The organism is Tabrizicola sp. (assembly GCF_034366665.1).
Taxonomy (GTDB): Bacteria; Pseudomonadota; Alphaproteobacteria; order Rhodobacterales; family Rhodobacteraceae; genus Tabrizicola.
On record NZ_JAXMMF010000105.1, the window covers coordinates 34071 to 55469 of the forward strand.

Sequence of the window (21399 nt, forward strand, 5' to 3'; positions counted from 1 at the left end):
GGGCCTCCTCGCTGCGGCGTCTTTCCGACGAGAAGCCGAAGGCGCACGAGGAGGGTCACGGTGAACCGATCCTGACCGCCCCTAGCCAACCCGTTGAAATTCCTTACTGCGCCAAACTGCCCACGCGCGGGCACTGGACGCGGCCCCCTGCGCCCCGTAAATCTGTCCCAACCCCAGCCGAAGGCCCGCCGATGCCCGACCTGCCCCCCCTGACCCTCTACCTCGCCGCCCCTCGCGGCTTTTGTGCCGGGGTGGACCGCGCGATCAAGATCGTCGAGCTGGCGATCCAGAAATGGGGCGCCCCAGTCTACGTCCGGCACGAGATCGTCCACAACAAGTTCGTCGTCGACGCCCTGAAAGCCCAGGGAGCCGTCTTCGTCGAGGAACTGGACGACTGCCCCACCGACCGCCCCGTCGTCTTCTCGGCCCACGGAGTGCCAAAGTCGGTTCCCGCCGAGGCCGCCCAGCGGAACATGATCGCCGTCGACGCCACCTGCCCCCTGGTGACCAAGGTCCACAACGAGGCCGCCCGCCACCACGACGCCGGGACCCAGATGATCTACATCGGCCACGACGGCCACCCCGAGACGGTCGGCACGATGGGCCAGCTTCCGCCGGGTGAGGTCCTCCTGGTCGAGACCGTCGAGGACGTGGCGAAACTCCAGGTCCGCGACCCCGCGAAGCTCGCCTTCATCACCCAGACCACCCTCTCGGTCGACGACACCGCCGACATCGCCGCCGCCCTCAAATCCCGCTTCCCGCTGATCCACGCCCCCGCCCACGACGACATCTGCTACGCCACCACCAACCGCCAGGCCGCCGTCAAGGCCGTCGCCCCGAAGATCGACGCCCTCCTCGTGATCGGCGCGCCCAACTCCTCGAACTCCAAACGCCTGGTCGAGGTCGGCACGGCGGCGGGCTGCCCCTATTCCATGCTGATCCAGCGCGCGACCGACATCGACTGGCGTGCCCTCGCAACGGCCCGCGCCATCGGCCTCACCGCCGGGGCCAGCGCGCCCGAAGTCCTGGTCAACGAAGTCATCGACGCCTTCCGCGCCCGCTACACCGTCACCCTCGACCTGGTTGAGACCGCCGTCGAAGACATCGAATTCAAGGTCCCCCGCATCCTGCGCGAGCCTGCATGACCGGTTGGGTCGCCTTCGAAGGTCGGGTGGAACCCCTGACCTGGGGGCGGGCGACCTACACCATCCTGCGTCTGCCTGATGCCGCCCTGACCGACCTTGGCCCCTGCCGCCGGGTCGAAGGCGAGATCGCCGATCATCCCGTCAACCTCGCCCTCTCCCGCGCGCCGGTGGTCGAGGGGGTCTTCCTCTGGACCGGGCAAAGCCTTCTGGACCGCATCGGCATCCAGCCGGGTGAGCCGGTCGAGGTCCGCCTCCGCCCCGCCCCGGACGACCGCGTCGACCTTGACCCCGATATCGAAGCCGCCCTGCGATCAGGCGGCGTGCTGGCGGCCTGGAAGGCGCTCACGCCCGGCAAAAGGCGCGGGCTGCTCTATCAGATCGCCACCGCCAAGACCGACACCACCCGCCAGAAACGCATCGCCAAGCTGATCGAGGACCTTGCATGACCGCCCGTTTCCTCTGCCTCGCCTTCGCCCTTGCCGCCGCCCTGCCCGTCCCGGTTCAGGCCGAAGACGCCCCGATCCTGGCCGAATACTGGACCGACTCCGGCAGCCTGCCCCCGGAATACGCCTGGGATACCACGGTCACCATCCATGCCGACGGCGCGCTGACCCTGAAGCATTGCACGGGATATGAGACCGAAGGCCCCGCCTGCAAATCCCGCCGCGCCAAGGTTGGCCTGGACGCTCTGGACGCGATCACCACGGCCGCACGCAACAGCGGCCTCGCCGCAAAACCGGCGCGAGAGACCGATACTCCAATGGTCGGCGGGGGCCTCACCGGGGGGCGGGTGTTCGTCGACGGTGCCGAGATCAAGCTCATCGAGCAACCGGTCGAGGCCGACTCGGCCCGCATCGCCCCGGTCCTGTCAGCCATCACCGCCGCGATCCCCTCGCGCTTCGACCGCTTCCTTGATCCCGACTGAACGCTGGCCTTGCGCGCGCGGTCACGCTAGATCAGCCGCATGACCGACGACACCCGCATTCCCCGCCCTGCCCTCCTCCTCGGTCTTGCCGGGCTGATCCCGTTCCTCTGGTCGGCGGCCACGCATCTATCGCCCGGCCTCTCGGCCTGGGCCGGTCAGTTCCTGCAGCCAATGTTCCTGGGGTCTTACGTCGGGCTGACCTATGGCACCGTGATCCTGTCCTTCATGTCCGGCGTCCTGTGGGGCTTTGCGACCAGGGCCGAAGGCCGCGAGGCCGCCATCGCCTACACCCTGTCGGTCATCCCGGCACTTTGGGTGTTCATAATGGTCTCTGACGCCTCGGACACCTCGGCCATCTTCCTTGCGGCGGGATTCGTCGGCCTCCTCCTTCTGGACGCGATGTTCCAGGCCTGGGGCCTTGCGCCGCGCTGGTGGCTGCGGCTGCGGGTCATGCTGACCGTGGTCGTCCTTGGCTGCCTTGCCATCCCGTTGCAGGCCTGACGCAATGCCCGACCTGTTCGCCTATACCGATGGTGCCTGTTCCGGGAATCCCGGCCCCGGCGGCTGGGGCGTGCTGATGGTCGCGCGCGAAAACGGCGCCGTCGTCAAGGAACGCACCCTGCAAGGCGGCGAACCCCTGACCACCAACAACCGGATGGAGCTTCTGGCCGCGATCTCGGCGCTGGAGGCGCTGACCCGCCCGACCGAGCTGACCATCGTCACCGACAGCGCCTATGTGAAGAACGGGATCACCGAGTGGATCGCCGGATGGAAGCGCAAGGGCTGGCGGACCGCAGGCGGCAGTCCGGTGAAGAATGTCGAGCTTTGGCAACGGCTTGAGGCTGCCGCGGCGACCCACAAGGTAACCTGGCGCTGGATCAAGGGCCATGCGGGCCATGCAGAGAACGAACGCGCGGATGAACTGGCAAGGGCGGGCATGGCCCCGTTCAAGGCGTCAGTCTGATGGGAGGCATGACGCTTCTCGACACGTTGGACTATGCCTCGGTGCTGGTCTTCGCCCTGACCGGGGCGTTGGCGGCCAGCCGGTCGCAGCTGGACATCGTCGGCTTCATCTTCATCGCCTGCCTCACCGCCGTCGGTGGCGGCACGCTGCGCGATGCGATCCTGAACCGTGAGGTGTTCTGGGTCGCCGATCCACTCACCCTGGGCGTCGCCACCATCGCCGCCGTGCTGGTCTTCTTCACCGCGCACCTCTTGGAAAGCCGCTACCGCGCGCTTCTCTGGTTCGATGCGGCCGCCCTGGCCATCGCCGTCCCCGCCGGGGTCGCGGTGGCTTTGGCCGAGGCGCAGGCCTGGCCCATCGTGCTGGTCATGGGCATGATCACCGGCTGTCTGGGCGGCCTCATGCGGGATGTGGTCTGCAACGAAGTCCCGCTGGTCCTGAAACAGGGCGAGCTTTACGCGACCTGCGCTCTGGCCGGATCGCTGGGAGCGGTCCTGGCGCGGCTCGCGGGCCTCGGGGACGGCCTGTCGCTGGTGACCTGCTCGGCCATTGTCTTCATCTTGCGGGCGGGCAGCATCGCGCTTGGCTGGCGGCTGCCGGTCTACAAGTCGCAACCGCCAAGCCCGGGCGCACCAAAGCGCTAAGGCTTGCAAGGTGAACAAACATTCGTTTAGCCTTTCCTTATGCCACGCTCCCGCACCATTCCCGATGCCCAGGTCTTCGCCACCATCCAGCGACTGCTGGAGCATGGCGGAGAAAAAGCGGTCTCGTTCGGGTCGGTCGGTAAGGCGACGGGGCTGGCACCCCCGACCCTGGTGCAGCGCTATGGCAGCGTCGAGGGGATGATCCGCGCCGCACGTCATGCCGCCTGGGACGCGCTTGAGCATCGCACGGTGCAAGCCATCGCGGCGACATCGGACAAGGGGCCGCAAGGGTTGCTCAAGGCCATCGGGCCGTTCGATGCCCGGTCCATAGCCACGGACCTGCGCCACCCGGACCTGGCAGAGCGGGCGCATGGTTGGCGCATGGGGGGTCGAGACCGCCCTGGCCATGCGCCTTGGGGCAGGTGTCAAAGCCCGCGAAAGTGCGGCGCTCTTGTTCGCCGCCTGGCAGGGTCAGGGCCTGTGGTCCGCTGCGGGCGAGTCGGCGTTCCGGCTGAAGGACGCCGTGAAGCGGCTTACTTAGCGTAGGTCTTCCAGGCCCAGATCAGCACCAGCGCGCCCAGAAGCGCGCCGACAAACCCCGCGCCGATCCCGGCCAGCATGGTCAGTCCGCGCAGAACCAGGCTGCCGATCAGCGCGCCCAGAACCCCAAGCGCGATGGTCGACGGGGTATCCAGGTTCACCTTCAGGATACGCGAGGCCAGAAAGCCCACGGCAACCCCGACAACCAGAAGTGCGACAAGCGGCATGGCGTCCCTCCCCCGTCCTGTCAGCGGAATATGGGAACCCGATGCCCCCTGCGCTATAGTGTCTCAGGCAAAATCAGACCACGCAGGATCTCGGTCGCCGGCATGGGCCGCTTGCCTTCGCGCTGCGCCTCGGTGATCTGGACGGCTCCGGTTCCGCAGGCCACCGTGAAGCCCTGCAGGACCTGTCCCGGCGCGCCCTCACCTTGGGCCAGGCGCGAGCGGAGAAGTTTTACCCTCTCGCCCTGCACCTCGGTCCAGGCCCCCGGAAACGGCGAAAGCCCCCGGATCAGCCGGTCCACCTCGACCGCCGGGCGGGTCCAGTTCACCCGCGCCTCGGCCTTGTCGACCTTTGCCGCATAGGTCACCCCTTCTGCGGGCTGCGGTTGGGGGTCCAGCCCGGGCAACCGCTCCAACGCCTCGACGATCAGCCGCGCACCCAAAGCGCTAAGCCGGTCATGCAGGTCGGCCGTCGTCTCCTCGGCCCCGATCTCCACTGCTTCGCGCAGCAGGACCGGACCGGTATCCAGCCCCGCCTCCATCTGCATGATGCAGACTCCAGTTTCCCTGTCGCCCGCCATGATCGCCCGATGGATCGGTGCCGCACCACGCCAGCGCGGCAGAAGCGAGGCGTGGATGTTCAGACAGCCAAGGCGCGGCGCGTCCAGCACCACCTGCGGCAGGATCAGCCCATAGGCGACCACGACCGCCACATCCGCCCCCAGCGCCGCGAACTCTGCCACGGCCACGTCGCCGCGCAAGCTGGCGGGGTGACGGACTGCCAGCCCCAAAGCCTCGGCCCGGGCCTGCACCGGGCTGGGCCGGTCGGCTTTCCCCCGCCCCGCCGGACGCGGCGGCTGACAGTAGACGGCCACGATCTCGTGCGTCTTGTGCAGGGCGTCAAGCACCGGAACAGAGAACTCCGGCGTCCCCATGAAAACAATTTTCATCCGCGCCGCCCCAACTTTTCCGCCTTGCCGATCAGCATCTTCCGCTTCAAAGGCGAGAGGTGGTCAAAATACATCTTCCCCGCCAGATGGTCGATCTGGTGCTGGACCGACGTCGCCCAGAGGCCGACGAAATCCCGCTCTTCCAGGACACCCTGATCATTCAGAAAGCGGACCGTGACCGCCCTTGGGCGCTGGATCACGGCGGACACCCCCGGCAGATTGGGCGAGGCTTCCTCATGTTCCCGCAACTGGACGCTGGCGTGCAGCACTTCGGGATTGGCCATCCGAACCGCCTGACCGCGCGCCTCGGAGCAATCGACGACCGCCAACCGCAGGGGCACCCCGATCTGAACCGCCGCAAGCCCGTATCCCGGCATCGCATCCATCGTGTCGATCATGTCGGCCCAGATCGCGCGGACCTCATCGGTGATCGCTGGCACATCCGCCGCCGCTGTCCGCAGCACAGGGTTCGGCCAGGGCAGGCAGCGACGAACGCTCATGCCAGCACCTCTGACTCGGCCAAAGCCCGCGCCTCGGATCCAAGGCGGTCCAGCGTCAGGATGCCGTTCAGGTGGTCAAACTCATGCTGGATGCAGATCGCCGCAAATCCGTCGAAGATCGCGTCATGCGCCACGCCGTCCAGATCGGTCCAGCGCGCCCGCACCTGCGCATTTCGCTCGACCTCGGTCACCGGGCAGGGGATCGAAAGGCAGCCTTCCGGGCCAAGGACCCGGGTGCCCAGAAGCTCCAGTTCAGGGTTCACGAAGACCAACGGCGTCGGGTCGCCTGTCTTCCAGCCCACATCCATCACGAAGACCCGCACCAGCCGCCCGACCTGCGGTGCCGCAAGCCCCCGCCCAGGTGCGGCATACATCGTCTCCAGCATGTCCGCGGCAAGGGCGCGCAGATCGGCGTCCAGCACCGCCGGGACGCAGAGTTGCGAAAGGCGCGGGTCAGGCCAGCGCAGGATCGGCAGCAGCATGGAACGTCCCTTCGGATCTCAGGCCCGATTAGCCGTGTCGCAGGGAAATGTCACCCCTGCGACTTAGCCCCGCGCCCGCTCACGCTTCAGCTTTTCCATCTTCCGAGTGATCATCTGGCGCTTCAACGGACCCAGGTAGTCGATGAAAAGCTTGCCATCCAGATGGTCGATCTCGTGCTGGACGCAGGTCGCCCAAAGCCCCGCAAACTGCCGTTCCTGCACTTCGCCATCCAGCCCCAGCCAGCGCACCGTCACTTCGGCCGGCCGCTTCACGTCGGCATATTGATCCGGGATCGACAGGCAGCCTTCCTCATAGGTCGACAGATCCTCGGACGACCAGACCACCTCGGGATTGACCAAGGCAATCGGCTCCGGGTCCCCCTCCTTGATGCAGTCCATCACGATCACCCGCTTCATCACGCCGATCTGCGGCGCAGCAAGACCGATGCCCGGAGCGTCGTACATCGTCTCAAGCATGTCGGCGGCCAGCTGCCGGATCTCGGGCGTGATTTCGGCCACGGGATCGCAGTGCTTCTTGAGGCGCGGGTCAGGATGGATCAGGATAGGGCGGATCATGTCTGCCATCTACGAAAGCCGCCCCGTCATGGCAAGAGGAACGCAGTGAAGTCAAAGCGTGAATGTCAGCCACCGCCCACCGAACGCCGTCCCGGCTGGCTTCAGGATTACAGGACATAGTTCTGAATAAACGATGCAATTAGGGATGACTTCCCGCCAATGATGGAATAATCGGATGAACATCCCAACGAACAGGCCGACCGACATGACCTTCGACACCCCCATCGCCCGCGCCGGGTCCCACTGCGTCAAGTGGGACATGCTGGAACCGCTTTACGGCTTCAAACCCGATGAGGGTCTGGCGATGTGGGTCGCCGACATGGAGTTCAAGCCGCCGCAGGTCGTCCAGGACGCGCTGCAGAAGATGCTGGACCACGGGGTCTACGGCTATTTCGGCGACGACCGCGCCTATCTGGATGCGATCCGCTGGTGGATGGCCAACCGCCACGGCTGGGAGGTGCAGCCGGACTGGATCTTCACCACCCACGGGCTTGTCAACGGCACCGCGCTTTGCATTCACAGCTACACACGGCCGGGGGATGCGGTGATCCTCATGACGCCGGTCTATCACGCTTTCGCCCGCGTCATCAAAGCGGCGGGCCGCGAGGTGACGGAATGTCCGCTGACCCTGCAGGACGGCCTTGCGCAGGTCGACACCAGCGCCTGGGAACAGCACCTTACCGGAGCGGAGAAGATGCTGATCCTCTGCTCGCCGCACAATCCCGGCGGTCGGGTCTGGACGGTAGAGGAGCTGCGCCAGATCGCCGACTTCTGCGTGAAGCACGATCTGATCCTGGTCTCGGACGAGATCCATCATGACCTCGTGTTCCCCGGGCAAAAGCACACCGTCATGGCGAATGCCGCGCCCGAGATCGCGGACCGGCTGGTGATGATGACCGCCACCACCAAGACCTTCAACATCGCCGGCGCCCACATCGGCAATGTCATCATCGCCGACCCCGCCCTGCGCAAGACCTTTGCCGGCACGATCAACGCGATGGGGATCTCGCCGAATTCCTTCGGGATGCACATGGCGACGGCCGCCTATTCGCCCGAAGGGGCCGCCTGGGTCGACGCGCTGATGCGCTATCTGGACGGGAACCGTCAGCTTTTCGACGAAGGTATCGCCAATATCCCGGGCGTAAAGTCCACGGCGCTGGAGGCGACCTATCTGGCCTGGGTGGACTTCTCCGGCACTGGCATGGCCCCGGCCGAGTTCATCGAACGGGTCGAGAAGCAGGCCAAGATCGCCACCAACCACGGCGCGGCCTTCGGGACCGGCGGCGAGACCTTCCTGCGCTTCAATCTGGCCTGCCCGCGCGCGCAAGTCGTCGAGGCCGTGGCCCGGCTGCAAAGGGCCTTCGCCGACCTGCAATGACCCGGCTTCTGCGGCTTTTCCTCTATCTCTGCCTGCTGATCGGTTTCGGCTTCATCGCGGCCTCGCTTTACAGCCCGATGCGGCCGGTGCCGCCCCCGCCGCCGCTGACAGGGCAGATCGACCACATCGTGATCGAGAAGGCCGCGCGGCGGATGCAGCTTTTCCAGGATGGCAAAGCGGTGCGCAGCTACCGTATCGCCCTTGGTTTCACGCCCGAAGGAGACAAGCTGCGACAAGGTGACGGCAAGACGCCCGAGGGCGAATTCGCCATCGACCGCCGCAATTCTGAAAGCGCTTTTCATTTGTCCATAGGGCTGAACTACCCCCATCCTGACGACATCGCCCGCGCCTCCGAACAAGGCTATTCCCCCGGCGGCGACATCTTCATCCACGGCCAACCCAATGCGCTGCCGGACGGGATGAAGATCAAGGGGGACTGGACGGCGGGATGCATCGCCCTGACCAATGCCGAGATGCGGGAGGTCTGGGCCGTGACGCCCGTGGGCACAACGGTCGAAATCCGACCCTGACCGGACCGCTCGTCGATGACTTCGTCACTCCTCGCTGAAGTCCCGACGAGAAGCCGAAGGCGCACGAGGAGGCCCGGTTCAGGCCTTCGGCAGGTACCCCACCGGCGCATTCTCGTCCCGCCAGAAGTCCAGCGGCGCACGGTCGGACACCGCGGTCGCCCGCTTGAAATCGCAGACAAGTTCGCCGTTGTCGATGCTGGAGGCCATGATCAGGCACTGAAATACATGACGCGACCCGTCGTAGACATCGACCAGGCCCCGCAGCTTTCCGGGCGAGAAATCGGCGTCCAGCGCAAAGCCGTTGTCCCAGAACCGCAGCACCGGATAGACGGCATCGCCCACCTGCACCCGAAGCCGCGACTTGCGCTTCAGGTCTTTCTTGCGCGCGGCTTCAAGCCCTTCGCGCACATACGTCGGCAGAAACTCAAGCATGGCAGCCTCGAACTCGTCCCCGTTGAAAGTCTGGGGCGGACCTTTAAAAAATCAAGCTGCCACAAGGGTATTACTGAAATGTAACCCGTGTATGTCGCCCAGGACACGGATTTGCTCAACCCCAGGTTGCCCTACCCGCGGCCAGGCCATGCTGCGCAGCGAAATGCCGGCAAACTTCGGGAACCGCTTGCGAATCATCCCCGGCCTGCCGATAGCCCTGCGCATGATCCTGATCGTCGCCCTTCTGCTGGATGCCGCCTTTGGCGAGCCGCGCTGGCTTTGGAACCGCCTGCCCCATCCGGCTGTCCTGATGGGCCGTCTTGTCGGCTGGTGCGACGCCCGGTTCAACCGCGACGGCGAGCTGAAACTGAAGAGCACGCTCGTCGCCGCCGGTCTTGTGCTGACCGGCCTCGTCCTTGGCTGGCTGATCCACCTGATCCCCGACCAGGGCGTGCTAGAGGCGCTTGCCGTGGCCATCCTTGTCGCGCAGAAAAGCCTGGTCGAACACGTCCGCGCCGTGGCCACCGCGCTCCGCCGCTCGATCCCCGAGGGCCGCAACGCCGTCGCGATGATCGTCGGGCGCGACACGGCCCAGATGACAGGCCCCGACATCAGCCGTGCGGCCATCGAAAGTGCGGCCGAGAATCTGTCGGACGGCGTCGTCGCCCCGGTCTTCTGGTATCTCGTTCTCGGCCTGCCCGGCATCCTCGCCTACAAGCTGGTCAACACGGCCGACAGCATGATCGGCCATCTCACCCCCCGCTACAAAGACTTCGGCTGGGCCTCTGCGCGCCTTGACGACGTCCTGAACCTGATCCCCGCCCGCCTGACCGCGCTGCTGATCGCTGTGACCCACGGCTGGCTTGATCCCGCGCCCATCCTTCGCGACGCGCCAAAGCACCGCAGCCCGAACGCTGGCTGGCCGGAAAGCGCGCTTGCCCCGGTTCTGAACGTCGCCCTCTCCGGTCCGCGCAGCTACAACGGCGTCCTCAAGCACTATCCGTGGGTCTGGCCCGAAGGCCGCCGCGACCCGGGCCCTGACGACATTGACGCCGCCGCCGATGCGCTGTGGCGGGTCTGGGCCGTCCTTCTGGCGGTTGCCGTTCTGGTGGCGCTCACCTAACGTCTTCAAAACACCCGGAGCCCCGATGCGCGCCGCCGTCCTTGCCGTTCTGATGACCAGTCCCGCCGTCGCGGCCCCCTGTGGCGGCGACTTCGGGGCATTCCTGCAAGCGATGCAGGCCGAGGCTGTTGCCGCCGGTGTTCCCACCGACAAGGCCGCCGAGTTCTTTGCCGGGGCGCGTCCAGACCCCAAGGTTCTGAAGGCCGACCGGTCGCAAGGCGTCTTTCGCAAGACCTTCCTCGACTTCTCGCAATCGCTGATCTCCAAGCAGCGGCTTTCGACCGCCCGGTCGAAGTCCGAAACCCTTGACGACATCTTCACCCGCGCCGAAGCCGACTATGGCGTCTCGCGCGGCATCCTCCTCGCCTTCTGGGCCTTCGAGACCGACTTCGGCCAGATCCAGGGCGACTTCAACACCCGCAACGCGCTTTTGACCCTGGCCCACGACTGCCGGAGGCCCGAGCTGTTCCAGCCCCAGGTCCTTGCTGCGGACCAGCTTCATGCGCTGGACGAGTTTGACCTGGCCACCACAGGTGCCTGGGCAGGCGAGATCGGCATGGTCCAGATGCTGCCCAAAGACATCCTGGAACGCGGCGTCGATGGTGATGGCGACGGGCTGATCCTGCTGAAGACCTCGCAAGCCGATGCCATCCTGTCCGGAGCGCGGATGCTGCAATACCACGGCTGGCGCGCGGGTGAGCCCTGGTTGGCCGAAATCACCTTGCCAGAGGGTTTTGACTGGGCGCTGACGGGGCTTGAGGTTGAGAAGACCACGGAAGAGTGGACTGCCCTGGGCGTCACCCCTCGCAACGGCCCCCTGGCGCCTGGCCTGCAAGCCTCGATCCTGTTGCCGCAGGGCCGCAACGGTCCGGCCTTCCTTGCCTACCCGAACTACCGCGTGCTCTTCGAATGGAACAAAAGCTTCGTCTACGTCACCACCGCCGCCTATTTCGCCACCCGGATCGAGGGGGCCCTCCCCTACGCCGCAGGCAACCCAGACCCGGCGCTTGAGCTTGACCAGATGAAGGCCCTGCAGGAAAAGCTGGCCGCGCTTGGCCACGATGTCGGTCAGATCGACGGCATCCTGGGCGCGGGCACCCGCATGGCCGTGCAGAAAGAGCAGGTGCGCCTTGGCCTGCCTGCCGACGGCTGGCCAACCCGCAACCTGCTGGACGCGCTTTGATGGCCAGCTGGAGCCTTGTCGCCACCGTCAAGGCCCCCGAGGAGAAGGTCCTCGCCTTCGCCGCCCATCACCTGTCGCTGGGGGCCGATCATCTGTGGATCTTCTTCGACGACCCCACCCGGCCGATCCCCGAAGCCCTTGTCGGACACCCTCGCGTGACTGTGACCCTGTGTGACGAGGACCACTGGCTGCGCACCAGCAAGCGGCGCCCGCCGCAGCACCAGAACCGCCAGACCCAGAACGCCCGCCTGACCTACCGCGAGCTGGTCACCTCGGACTGGATCGTCCACATCGACGTGGACGAGTTCCTGCTGACCCCGCGCCCAATCGCCACCATCCTGGACGAGACGCCCGCGGACACCATCGCCATGCGGCTGGAACCCTATGAGGCGATGCACGACCCGCTTTTGCCCGACGACATCTACACCGCACGCGAATTCCGCGGGGCGCTGCGACACGACCACTGGCCACGCCGCCGCCTCGCGCTTGGCCCCTATCGCAAGGTCATCCGCGACGGCATGCTGTCGCACAGCGTGGGCAAGACGATATACCGCACTCGCGTCCCCGGCCTGCTTCCACGACTGCACGCGGTGATGCTGAATAAGGAAATCGTCGCCACGCCGGACTGGCAGCCCGAGATCAAACTTCTGCACTTCCACGCGCAGGACAAAGCCGCCTGGCTGGCCGCCGTGCCGTTCCGCATCAGCAAAGGGGCCTATCAGTTCCGCCCCGAGCTGCAGGCGTTCCTTGCCGAGGCGACCCCGGAGGAGGTCGACAAGTTCTACCGCCGCACCCAGATCCTGCCTCTGGACCTGCGGGACGAACTGGTGCGGGACGGTCGCGTGATCCTTGCCGACCTTGGGCTCCGGCAGAAGGTTCAGGCGCTGTGCGCCGGGGGGCTTTGACGGGGGGCAGGACCGGGCAAAGCGTCGCGACCCGTCACACCACGTTCACCAGCATCAGCGCAGCGCGGCGGAAGGTTGCCATGATCTCGGCGCGTTCTTTCTCGGGCACTGCGGTCTCGACCATCGACCGTTCCATCACCGCCAGCCAATCCTCGGCATCCTGATGCCGGATCTCCACGTGGGCGTGGATCTCGCGCAGGTTCATGTGGCCGTGCAGCTCGTGATAATAGCGCCGCCCGCCGAAGAAGCCGCAGAGGAAGTTGAACTGCTCGGGCCGGACATGGGCAAGCCCGTGGCCCTTCAGATGCATCTCCATGATCGTGCGGCCCTGCGGCAGGGTCTCGATCAGATCGTAGAAATGGTTCACCAGAAGATGAACCTTCTCTTCGCCCCCGATCCGGTCGATCATCGGTTCCATCGCATCCTCCTCTCGCCGATTTCTTCGAAGAAATCGGACCGGAGCCTTCAAAGGCTCCGAACCGGACTTTTCGAAACGTCCGGCCCCACCGTCAGCTCTGCGGCCGCGTCTTTTTCGGGTCGTAGTGGGACAAAGGCACGATGACCGCCGGAAGCCGCTTCTGCTGGCCGTCCAGCTTGCCGACCTCCAGCGCCGTGCCCACCTCGGCATGCGCCACGTCGACCCGCGCCAGCGCGATGTTCTTGCCCAGGATGGGTGAGCGCATCGAAGACGTCACCTCGCCCACCTGAGCCCGCCCGACATGCAGGCAGTCGCCGTGGCCCACGTCGACATTCGCATCGATCTCCAGCCCGACGAACTTGCGCGACGGGTGCTCTTTCCGCCGGATCAGCGCCTCGCGGCCCACGAAATCGTCGGTCTTGGACTTCAGGGGCACCGTGAAGCCGATCCCGGCCTCGAACGGATCAGTCTGGTCGCTGAAGTCATAGCCCGCGAAGATCAGCCCCGCCTCGATCCGCACCATGTCCAGCGCCTGCAGCCCCATCGGCCGCAGCCCCAGATCCTCGCCATTGGCCCAGACCGCGTCGTAGACTGCACTGCCATCCTTGGGGTGGCAGAAGACCTCGAAGCCCAGCTCGCCGGTGTAGCCGGTCCGCGATACCACCACGGGCGCGCCCGACGGCCCGCCCAACCGGCCCACGGTGAACCGGAACCAGCCCAGTTCCTCGATCGTAGGCTGGTGCGGCGCGGTCCAGATCATCCGCTTGATGATCTCGCGGCTGTTCGGACCCTGCACCGCCAGATTGTGCAGCTGGTCCGTAGAGGACCGCACCATCGCCTTCAGCCCCAGCTTTTCCGCCTGCTCGCGAATCCAGACCCCGCCGTAATCGTCTCCGCCGATCCAGCGGAAATTGTCGCGGCCCAAGCGGAACGCCGTGCCATCGTCGATCATGCCGCCGTGGTCGTAGCACATCGCGGAATAGACCACCTGACCCTGGCTCAGCTTCTTCATGTCGCGGGTCAGCACCCAGTTCATCAGCGCCTCGGCATCGGGCCCGGTCACTTCGAACTTGCGCAAGGGCGACAGGTCCAGCACCACAGCCGCCTGACGGCAGGCCCAGTATTCCTCCAGCGCGCCGTTGGACGAATAGGCCTGCGGCAGCCAGTAGCCTTTGTACTCGACCACATTCCGGGTCTTCTGGCTGATCCGGTCGTGGAAGGCGGTTTCCTTGGTCATCTTCGGCTCCGAAGCGGGCGTGGGGCGATAGGCGATCGAACGGCTGAAGGTCTCAGCCCCCGAATAGGTGCGAACATGGATGTCGGACAGATACCAGCCGTTCGCGGGCGAGGTGTCATCCGGGCAGGCCGAGTTCACGCAGACGATGTCCGTCAGTGCACGGAACAGCACATAGTCACCGGGGCGCGACCACGGCTCGTCACTGATCAGCACGCCATGTGAATCGATGTTCGTATTGAAGAACAGGTTCACCGCCATCCAGCCCGGCCGGGGGTCGATCCCATGCTTCGCCAGCGCCGTGTTGAAGTTGTCCGAGCAGTTCACATGCCCCGGATAGCCGATGTCGTCATAGTATTTCGACGCACAGGCCATCGCAAAGGCGTCGTGCCGGCCGACGGTGTCCTGCACCACCTCGACCAGCGGCACCCAGTCCTGATCGAAGTATTTTGAGTGCAACCCAGGCATCGAATAGGCGTGACCCATCAGCGTCCGGCTGGTCGTCACGTCCAAAGCGTGCTGCAAACCCTTGTCCAGCTTGCGCGCATCGAAGCACTGAAAGTCGGTGCACTGCCGGCCGTCCACGTCGAGGATCTGGATGTAGTCCCCCGCCTTGACGAAATAGCTTTCCGCCGTCGCCGACTTGACCCGCAGGTCCAGGATCGGGTCCGCAAGCGGATCGGGCAGATCGTAATGCCCCACCATCCGCGGCTTGGCGCGCTGGACCAGCAGTGTCACCGGCGTCGCCGTGTCCTGCGCTTCTGGCGCCATCGGCAGGCCCGGTGCGCAGACGACCAGCCAGCCTTCGTCCAGCGCCACCAGGTCTGCCCGCGTCCCCGCCGGGGTCTCTGCCCCGAACAGCCGCACCGCCCCGGCCTTCGCCAGATCGATCCGCCGAGCCTCCAGCCCTTTGCGCAGCCGCAGGAGGCTTTCCTCGCCCGAGGCGAGCATCGCCTTCAGCCCCTCGGCCAGGGAGTTGGCGGCCTGTCCCAGAATGGCCGAATCGATCCGCCCGTCCTTTGCGGCCGCAACCAGCTCTACCGGCTGGCCGCCCTCATCGTTCACCAGCGTCAGCCGGTCGCCCGCCATAAGCTGCAGCACCAAAGCCCCACCACCGGGGACGACATGCCGTTCCTGCCCGTGGTGGCGCGAAAACCCTTGCGGAGCAAGGATTCTGGACGGTCGCGGCGGACCGGGAATCACCGAGGGATAGATCGTATCAAGCATGGGCCACCCCGTCTTGAACCCCAGCGATACACGCCGGGAAGTTTAACAAGGATAAAACTTGTTCATCCACAAGAATAGCGTCAGGGTCGGCCTGACACAAGCACAACGACGGGGGAAGACGAGGAAATGCTGGCTCTTGGCTTCGGCCTGACCGCGGCTTTGCTTTGGGCGATCCATGACCTGCTTGCTCGCAAACTCAGCCAGGGTGCGACGCTGCTGCCGATCCTGGTGCTGGTCCTTGGGTCCGGGACGCTTGGCCTTCTGCCGGTGGCGATGGTGCTGGGGGGATGGGGGCGGATGACCTGGCTTGCCGGGGGCGTCGCGGCGCTCTCGGGGCTGGCCTTTGCGGTGGCGATCGGCGGCCTTTACAAGGCCTTCAGCCTGGCCCCGGTGCGCGTCGTCTCGCCCGTGGTCGGGGCCTACCCGCTGCTGATCTTGTTGACCGCCGTGGCCCAGGGCCGCCCCGTTTCGGGGGGAGACTGGCTTGCTGTCCTGGCCATCGTCATCGGCATCACCATCGTCGCCGTCGCCTCAGGGGACGATGCGCCGGACGGATATGCCGCCAGACCTGGCGTCGCGATAGGCTGGGCAGCCCTGTCCGCCGCAGGCTTCGCCGGTACCTTCGCACTTGCGCAAGAGGCCACGCGCCTTGGGTCCGAGCTTCCGGTCATGCTGGTCGGTCGCGTCGTCGCCCTGGCTACGATCCTGGGCCTGATGGTCTGGCACAAAGGCTCACTGGCCCCGCAGCGCGGGCACTTCGGCGTTTTGGGGCTGATGGGTCTATTGGACGCGCTGGCACTCGGGCTGGTCACCGCCTCGGGCGGGTTGCCGCGCGCGGAATATGCCTCGGTCGCCTCGTCGCTCTTCGGGGTGCTGACCGTGCTCCTTGCGGCCTGGTTCCTGAAAGAAAGGGTCCGCCCTGTGCAATGGGCCGGGATTGCCTGCGTTTTCGGTGGCATCGCCGCGCTTGGGCTGCTGGGGGCGTAAGGAGGGTGGGCGCTATCGCCCACCCTACGCCCGAGCCCTATTCCGCCGCTTCCACCCGTCCAGGCGCGCGGCGCATGGTCTGCGTCAAACGGCGTTCGTCGCGGGGCGAGACGCCGAAGAACTCGGTATAATGCCGGATCATCGGACTGGAGGTCATGTAGCCGACCGAGGCCGCGATATCCCTCAGTGAGTCGTTGGAGTAAAGCACCCGCTGCCGCGCCTTCATCAGGCGCAGGTGGTGGTAGTAGCGCAGGGGGCTTTGGCCGGTTTCACGCTTGAAGGTCCGCTCGAAGTGGCGGCCGGACAGGCCCACGGCAGCCGCGACATCGGGGATGCGCAGGGGGTCCTCGACATGGGTCTCGAACAGCCGGATCGCCTCGCGGATCGCCACGGGAAGGTTGTCGGTCGTGCCGCCGGACCGCGCGACGGGGACTTTCTGGCTGGCGTCGGCATCGCGCACGAAGGGGTGCTGGAACCAGCAGGCGACCTCGGTCATGCAGTCGCGGCCCAGGCGTTCCTCGATCAGGCGCAGCATCAGGTCGAAGACCGCACCCGCGCCGCTGGCGGTGATGCGGCGGCCTTCGCGCAGGATGGTGACCTCGCGCGCCTCGATCCCCGGGAAGTCGGCTTTGAACGCCGCCTCGTAGCACCAGTGGACCGAGCAGGGTTTCCCCTCCATCAGCCCCGCCCGCGCCAATGGGAAGATCCCGCCCGAAAACGCCCCGAGGGTCACCCCGGTGCGGTCACGCCAGCGCAGCTTGGCCGGGCTGCGGCGCGGGTCGGCGTATTCGGCGGTGGGGGGCGAGATCAGGTAAAGGTGGTCAACCGCCTCCAGCTCTTGCAACGTCACGTCGGGATCAAAGCCGATTTCGGCGGACGAGCGAATGGGCGCGGAGCTTTCGGCGACCAGCTTCCAGACGAACTCCTGCCGGCCGGTGATCTCGTTGGCGGCGCGAAGGGGTTCGATGGCCGAGGTCAGGCAGGCCATCGGAAAGCCGGGGAACATCAGGAACCCCAGCCGCAGGGGGCCGCCGCGGTCAGTCATCGGGCCACCAGCCGGGAGACGTCGGCGCGCCGTCGTCATGCTTGGACAGCCATTCGACCATCGCGGGGCGGTTGCGGATGAAGCCCTTGTAGGTTGCCAGCTCCTCTGGCAGGTCGCGCACCACGCGGTGCAGGCGGCGGGCCCATTTCGGGACGGTGACGATCTGATCGAAGCTGCACAGGTAGCAGCGGATGTCGAACGCGATCGCGTTAGACCGCGGCAGGCGATACAGGCTTTGCAGTTCGACCCGCAGGTGCTGCTTCGCCCCCAGGTTCTCCGGCGTGATGCTGGCCTTCATCGGGCCCCACTTCGGGTAGGTCTCGGGCGCGGTGTCCAGCAGCGGATTCACGGTCATCGTCCAGTTGAACCGCCGGACCGGCGCGCCGTGCTGCAGCTTCAAGAGGAACTTCAGCGCCCGGTCGAAAACGCCCTTCTCATGCGCCAGCGGCACGGGGGCGTGCCATTCCATGAAGTTCATGCCGACGTCAAAGTCCACCGACCAGTCGGCCTGGCTGGTCGCGATCCCCGCGTCCATCCAGAGCGTCCCGTCGCGGTCGTCCTGCAGCGTCCAGTCGCCTTGTGTCTGGCGCATGATGTATTCGAAGGGCGGATAGGGCAGCGTGCTTTCATCCAGGAATGTGAACGACTGTTCGATACCCAGGGGCCGGTTCACCCAATGCCAGCGGTTGCCGTCCTTGGTCAGCGAAAACCACTGGGGATAGTCCCGAGCCTTGGTCTCCATGATCAGTTCCAGCACGTCCCAGCCCGCCAAGGTCATGTGCGGCAGCGACTGGCAGCGGAGCGGGTCCTCGGCCAGCACCTTGGCGCGGTCGATCATCTCGGCAACGTAGTGTTCGTCGACGTCGAAGGTGTGCTCGAACGCCGTGCCCTTTTTGCCTGGGACATGCGGCTCCATGTTGACGGAATACATGTAGTCGTCACGGTCGAACGGGAACGGAAACCGGCGTGGATTGCTGTTGGTGTAGGTGAAGGTCTCGCGGAACGTCTCGTCCCGGAAGAAGCCACCGAAGTTGTCGGGCGCAAACTTGAAATCGAGGCTCATCGTCGTCTCCTATCGGTCGATGACGAGGGTCTTGCCCTCGAAGCGGCTGACGCAAGGCATGATCTTCTGGTTCGAGGCCTGCTCTTCCGGCGACAGCCAGTGGTCGCGGTGCAGGATGGTGCCGTCACATTTGTGAACGTTCGTTTCGCATTGCCCGCAAGCCCCGCCACGGCAGAGGTAGGGCGCATCCACCCCGGCGGCTTCCATCGCCTCCAGCAGGCTTTGCGTCGTGCCCACGGTGATGGTCTTGCCACTGGCTGCCAGTTCCACCTGGAACGGCAGGCCGGTGCCGGGGGCCAGGAATTCCTCATGGTGCAGCGCCTGCTTCGGCCAGCCCATGCTTTCGGCCGTCGACAGCACCCAGTTGATCATCCCTTTCGGCCCGCAAACATAGAGATGCGTGCCAATGGGCTGATTTTCCAAGACCTTTCCTAGATCGATCATCTGCTTCTGGTCGTCGAAGTAGCAATGCACCCGATCCGGATGGGCCGAGGTCAGCCGATCCATGTAGGCGCCCAGCGGCTTGGAACGCGCCGAATAGTGCAGCTCGAACTTGCCGCCGAAATGGGTGATCTGCGCGATTTGCGCCAGGAATGGCGTGATCCCGATCCCGCCGGCGATCATCAGGTGCTTCTTCGCCCGGTTGTCCAGTGGGAACAGGTTGACCGGATAGGAAAGCGTCATCTCCATCCCCGGCACGACATGCCGGTGCATGTAAAGTGACCCGCCCCGGCCCACGTCATCGCGCCGGACGCTGATCTCGTATCCCGAGCGATCCTCGGGGTCGGACATAAGTGAATAAGGGTTCAGCCTGCGGGTGCCGTGGTCATCCATCTCGACCACGGTATGCGCGCCACCGGAAAACGGAGGCAGCGCCGAGCCGTCGCGCGACACGAAGCGGAACCGCTTGATCAGCTCGTTTACCTCCACCACCTCGGCCACGCGGACCTGAAGTTTTGCGCCCCCGCTCATTTGAACCTCACCACGCTTTCCGGCACCTGGCCGGGGTCCTCGGCGTCGATGTTGACGCCCTGGAAGGCCGCCATCCGCCGGGAATAATGATCGCGGACATAGAGGTTAAGCCCGCAATGGCTGCATTTGAACGGATCGGTCGCCACGTTCTCGGTGACCCCTTTGCAGTGCACGCATTGCACCCGGCGCAGGGTGGACCCGCGCTGTTCCTTCTGGATCGAGGCGAAAGGAAAGCCCGTCGCCATGATCTCGCGTTCGGCCTGGCCAATCAGGCTTTCGGTGCCCGCAAGGTAAAACTGCGTCCCCATATGCGCGTCCGCCAGCACCCGCACCAGCCGCGGCAACAGCGCCGGAATGGTCGGCGCGCGGAAGAACTGGGCGGCTCCCAGACCCTGCAGCTGTGCGGACAGGTCGGTCCCGGTGGGGCCGGGGCAATACATCACATGCGTCGCCGCCAGAATTTCCGAACGATTGTTCGCGTTGGCCAGCATGCCCACCACAGCATCCGCACCGGCATCGTCGGCCACGATCACATGCTGCTTGCCCGGACGCGGTTCCAGTGGCGCATAGACCGGCCGCGACTTGATCGAGGGGGCGTCGATGGGGGTCAGTTCAACTTTCACGGGGCACTTCCCTTGGGTAGAACGGGGCCCACGCCGATGCGCAGGCCCCTTGAGATCAGTCCTTTGCGGTGCGGCGCTTCTTGTCGACGTCGTAGAAGGGCAGCGAGTGGGTCACGGCCTTGATCGGGCCGTGGGTGCCGCAGCGCACTTCCACCTCGACTCCGTTCACCGCGCAATCGACCGGCAGGCGGGCAATCGCCACGACCCAGTCGTTCAGCGGCGAGTACATCGGCTGCGTGACCACGCCGATCTTCTTGCCATCCTTGTAGACGGGGGCGTTGCCGGGAACGTTCTTGCCCTCAAGCTTCAGGCCCCAGATCTTGAAGCGTTCCTTGCCCTGCAGGCGGTAATGTTCCTCGGCCCCACGGAAGCCGGTCTTGCCCTTGGACACGGTGAAGTCGAGACCCAGCTCCCACAGGGTATCCCCTGGGCCTTCATTCTCGAACGGATACATCTCGGAGTTGTCGAAGGGGAAGAACAGCAGGTAGCTTTCCGCCCGCAGCATGTCCAGCGTGGTGAACCGGCAGGGGATGATTCCCATGCTGGCGCCTTCCTCCAGGATGCGGTCCCAGATTTCGCCTGCGTCCTGGCCCCGGCAGAAGATTTCATATCCGCGTTCACCAGTATAGCCGGTACGCGAGAGCGTAATCGGCTTGCCAAACAGCATCGCGGGCATATGGCCCATGTAGGGCAGCTGGCGCACGCCCGGGATGTGCTTTTCCAGGTAGTCCACCGCCAGCGGCCCCTGCAGCGACAAATCGTGCAGGTTGTCGTCGAACCGGATCGAGACATCGCGCCCCGTCGCCGCCATCGTCAGCTGCTCATGCCCCTGACCGGACCCGTGCACCACGGTGTAGCTGTTCGGCCCCATCCGGTAGATGATGCAGTCGTCGACGAACTTGCCCGCGTCGTTCAGCATGCAGGCGTAAAGCGACTTGCCGGGGGCGATCTTCTCGGGGTCACGGGTCGTCGCCCGGTCGATGACATGCGAAGCCGCGTGGCCGGTGATGTGGACCTTCTTCAGGCCCGACACGTCCATCAGCCCGGCCTTGGTGCGGATCGCCATGTATTCGGCATTCGGGTCGCCCTTGGAATAGGACCAGGCCGTGCCCATCCCGCTCCAGTCTTCCAGGTTCGAGCCCAAGGCCCGGTGCCGGTCCATCAGTGCCGAGAAACGCCAGGAATTCGTCATGTGTCCCTCCCATCGGGTTTTGATTTTCGCCGAGTGTTAGGTGATTCCCGACGGAAATCAATAATGAAGTGCAAAATTCTTTCTTGTCAGAAAACATCCGCCCAAGAAAAAGGCCGCCTCGGGGGCGGCCTTCTCCA

26 protein-coding genes are annotated in these 21399 nt (G+C 65.5%); 13 read left to right on the forward strand and 13 right to left on the reverse strand.

Annotated elements, in window-relative coordinates; all coding sequences use genetic code 11:
• Positions 1-191: 191 nt before the first annotated feature.
• The 7 genes from ispH (at position 192) to U1E69_RS14370 (ending at position 4219) form a co-directional block, all read left to right on the forward strand.
• Entirely contained in the window at positions 192-1145 is a 954-nt protein-coding gene (gene ispH / locus U1E69_RS14340) for a 4-hydroxy-3-methylbut-2-enyl diphosphate reductase (protein WP_322245052.1), read from the forward strand.
• Entirely contained in the window at positions 1142-1591 is a 450-nt protein-coding gene (locus tag U1E69_RS14345) for a YdeI/OmpD-associated family protein (RefSeq protein WP_322245053.1), read from the forward strand. The genes ispH and U1E69_RS14345 overlap by 4 nt, the downstream gene beginning before the upstream one ends.
• A complete protein-coding gene (locus U1E69_RS14350; RefSeq protein ID WP_322245054.1) occupies positions 1588-2070 on the forward strand; it encodes a hypothetical protein in 483 nt (160 codons plus the stop codon). The genes U1E69_RS14345 and U1E69_RS14350 overlap by 4 nt, the downstream gene beginning before the upstream one ends.
• A gap of 39 nt (positions 2071-2109) precedes the next feature.
• Complete coding sequence (locus tag U1E69_RS14355) at positions 2110-2571, forward strand: DUF3429 domain-containing protein (RefSeq protein WP_322245055.1); 462 nt, start codon at positions 2110-2112, stop codon at positions 2569-2571.
• 4 nt (positions 2572-2575) lie between these two features.
• Complete coding sequence (gene rnhA, locus U1E69_RS14360; protein WP_322245056.1) at positions 2576-3034, forward strand: ribonuclease HI; 459 nt, start codon at positions 2576-2578, stop codon at positions 3032-3034.
• A gap of 8 nt (positions 3035-3042) precedes the next feature.
• Positions 3043-3678, forward strand: a complete 636-nt coding sequence (locus U1E69_RS14365; protein ID WP_322245057.1) for a trimeric intracellular cation channel family protein — start codon at positions 3043-3045, stop codon at positions 3676-3678.
• 370 nt (positions 3679-4048) lie between these two features.
• The gene (locus U1E69_RS14370; RefSeq protein ID WP_322245058.1) at positions 4049-4219 is read left to right on the forward strand and encodes a hypothetical protein; all 171 of its coding nucleotides are present in this window, start codon (positions 4049-4051) and stop codon (positions 4217-4219) included.
• Here the strand turns inward: U1E69_RS14370 and U1E69_RS14375 are convergent.
• From U1E69_RS14375 to def (U1E69_RS14395), 5 genes are all read right to left on the reverse strand, one after another.
• Positions 4212-4445: a GlsB/YeaQ/YmgE family stress response membrane protein gene (locus tag U1E69_RS14375; protein WP_322245059.1), complete on the reverse strand. Its 234-nt coding sequence runs from the start codon at positions 4443-4445 to the stop codon at positions 4212-4214. The two genes, U1E69_RS14370 and U1E69_RS14375, sit on opposite strands and share 8 nt — an antisense overlap.
• Positions 4446-4498: 53 nt before the next feature.
• On the reverse strand, positions 4499-5392 hold the full coding sequence (gene fmt / locus U1E69_RS14380) for a methionyl-tRNA formyltransferase (protein WP_322245060.1): 894 nt from the start codon (positions 5390-5392) through the stop codon (positions 4499-4501).
• Complete coding sequence (gene def / locus U1E69_RS14385; protein ID WP_322245061.1) at positions 5389-5892, reverse strand: peptide deformylase; 504 nt, start codon at positions 5890-5892, stop codon at positions 5389-5391. Before def (U1E69_RS14385) ends, fmt begins: the two co-directional genes overlap by 4 nt.
• A complete protein-coding gene (gene def, locus U1E69_RS14390; RefSeq protein ID WP_322245062.1) occupies positions 5889-6374 on the reverse strand; it encodes a peptide deformylase in 486 nt (161 codons plus the stop codon). The genes def (U1E69_RS14385) and def (U1E69_RS14390) overlap by 4 nt, the downstream gene beginning before the upstream one ends.
• A 63-nt stretch (positions 6375-6437) precedes the next feature.
• The gene (def, locus tag U1E69_RS14395) at positions 6438-6950 is read right to left on the reverse strand and encodes a peptide deformylase (RefSeq protein ID WP_322245063.1); all 513 of its coding nucleotides are present in this window, start codon (positions 6948-6950) and stop codon (positions 6438-6440) included.
• Positions 6951-7155: 205 nt separating this feature from the next.
• Between def (U1E69_RS14395) and U1E69_RS14400 the strand changes: the two genes are divergently transcribed.
• Positions 7156-8328, forward strand: a complete 1173-nt coding sequence (locus tag U1E69_RS14400; RefSeq protein WP_322245084.1) for a MalY/PatB family protein — start codon at positions 7156-7158, stop codon at positions 8326-8328.
• Positions 8325-8858, forward strand: coding sequence for a L,D-transpeptidase family protein (locus U1E69_RS14405; RefSeq protein ID WP_322245064.1), 534 nt, complete (start codon positions 8325-8327; stop codon positions 8856-8858). Before U1E69_RS14400 ends, U1E69_RS14405 begins: the two co-directional genes overlap by 4 nt.
• Before the next feature lie 78 nt (positions 8859-8936).
• On the opposite strand, the gene U1E69_RS14410 is transcribed toward U1E69_RS14405, so the two are convergent.
• A complete protein-coding gene (locus U1E69_RS14410; protein ID WP_322245065.1) occupies positions 8937-9290 on the reverse strand; it encodes a hypothetical protein in 354 nt (117 codons plus the stop codon).
• A gap of 223 nt (positions 9291-9513) precedes the next feature.
• Here U1E69_RS14410 and cbiB point away from each other — a divergent pair, with 223 nt between their 5' ends.
• From cbiB to U1E69_RS14425, 3 genes are read left to right on the forward strand one after another with little or no spacing between them, the layout of a single operon-like run.
• Positions 9514-10413, forward strand: coding sequence for an adenosylcobinamide-phosphate synthase CbiB (gene cbiB / locus U1E69_RS14415; RefSeq protein WP_322245066.1), 900 nt, complete (start codon positions 9514-9516; stop codon positions 10411-10413).
• A gap of 25 nt (positions 10414-10438) precedes the next feature.
• The gene (locus U1E69_RS14420) at positions 10439-11596 is read left to right on the forward strand and encodes a lytic murein transglycosylase (protein ID WP_322245067.1); all 1158 of its coding nucleotides are present in this window, start codon (positions 10439-10441) and stop codon (positions 11594-11596) included.
• A complete protein-coding gene (locus U1E69_RS14425; RefSeq protein ID WP_322245068.1) occupies positions 11596-12501 on the forward strand; it encodes a glycosyltransferase family 2 protein in 906 nt (301 codons plus the stop codon). The genes U1E69_RS14420 and U1E69_RS14425 overlap by 1 nt, the downstream gene beginning before the upstream one ends.
• Before the next feature lie 34 nt (positions 12502-12535).
• Here the strand turns inward: U1E69_RS14425 and U1E69_RS14430 are convergent, their stop codons facing one another.
• Positions 12536-12919, reverse strand: coding sequence for a group II truncated hemoglobin (locus U1E69_RS14430; protein ID WP_322245069.1), 384 nt, complete (start codon positions 12917-12919; stop codon positions 12536-12538).
• A 91-nt stretch (positions 12920-13010) separates the two neighbouring features.
• Positions 13011-15380, reverse strand: coding sequence for an aminomethyltransferase family protein (locus U1E69_RS14435; RefSeq protein ID WP_322245070.1), 2370 nt, complete (start codon positions 15378-15380; stop codon positions 13011-13013).
• A 126-nt stretch (positions 15381-15506) separates the two neighbouring features.
• Between U1E69_RS14435 and U1E69_RS14440 the strand changes: the two genes are divergently transcribed.
• A complete protein-coding gene (locus tag U1E69_RS14440) occupies positions 15507-16367 on the forward strand; it encodes a DMT family transporter (RefSeq protein WP_322245071.1) in 861 nt (286 codons plus the stop codon).
• Positions 16368-16404: 37 nt separating this feature from the next.
• On the opposite strand, the gene U1E69_RS14445 is transcribed toward U1E69_RS14440, so the two are convergent.
• Genes U1E69_RS14445 through U1E69_RS14465 form a run of 5 tightly spaced genes read right to left on the reverse strand, consistent with a single transcriptional unit; the run spans position 16405 to position 21262 of the window.
• Positions 16405-17412, reverse strand: coding sequence for a GlxA family transcriptional regulator (locus tag U1E69_RS14445; RefSeq protein WP_322245072.1), 1008 nt, complete (start codon positions 17410-17412; stop codon positions 16405-16407).
• A complete protein-coding gene (locus U1E69_RS14450; protein WP_322245073.1) occupies positions 17405-18475 on the reverse strand; it encodes a DUF3445 domain-containing protein in 1071 nt (356 codons plus the stop codon). The genes U1E69_RS14445 and U1E69_RS14450 overlap by 8 nt, the downstream gene beginning before the upstream one ends.
• A 9-nt stretch (positions 18476-18484) precedes the next feature.
• Positions 18485-19447, reverse strand: a complete 963-nt coding sequence (locus tag U1E69_RS14455) for a PDR/VanB family oxidoreductase (RefSeq protein WP_322245074.1) — start codon at positions 19445-19447, stop codon at positions 18485-18487.
• A complete protein-coding gene (locus U1E69_RS14460; RefSeq protein ID WP_322245075.1) occupies positions 19444-20070 on the reverse strand; it encodes a dimethylamine monooxygenase subunit DmmA family protein in 627 nt (208 codons plus the stop codon). The genes U1E69_RS14455 and U1E69_RS14460 overlap by 4 nt, the downstream gene beginning before the upstream one ends.
• A gap of 55 nt (positions 20071-20125) precedes the next feature.
• A complete protein-coding gene (locus tag U1E69_RS14465) occupies positions 20126-21262 on the reverse strand; it encodes an aminomethyltransferase family protein (protein WP_322245076.1) in 1137 nt (378 codons plus the stop codon).
• Between the last annotated feature and the right edge of the window lie 137 nt (positions 21263-21399).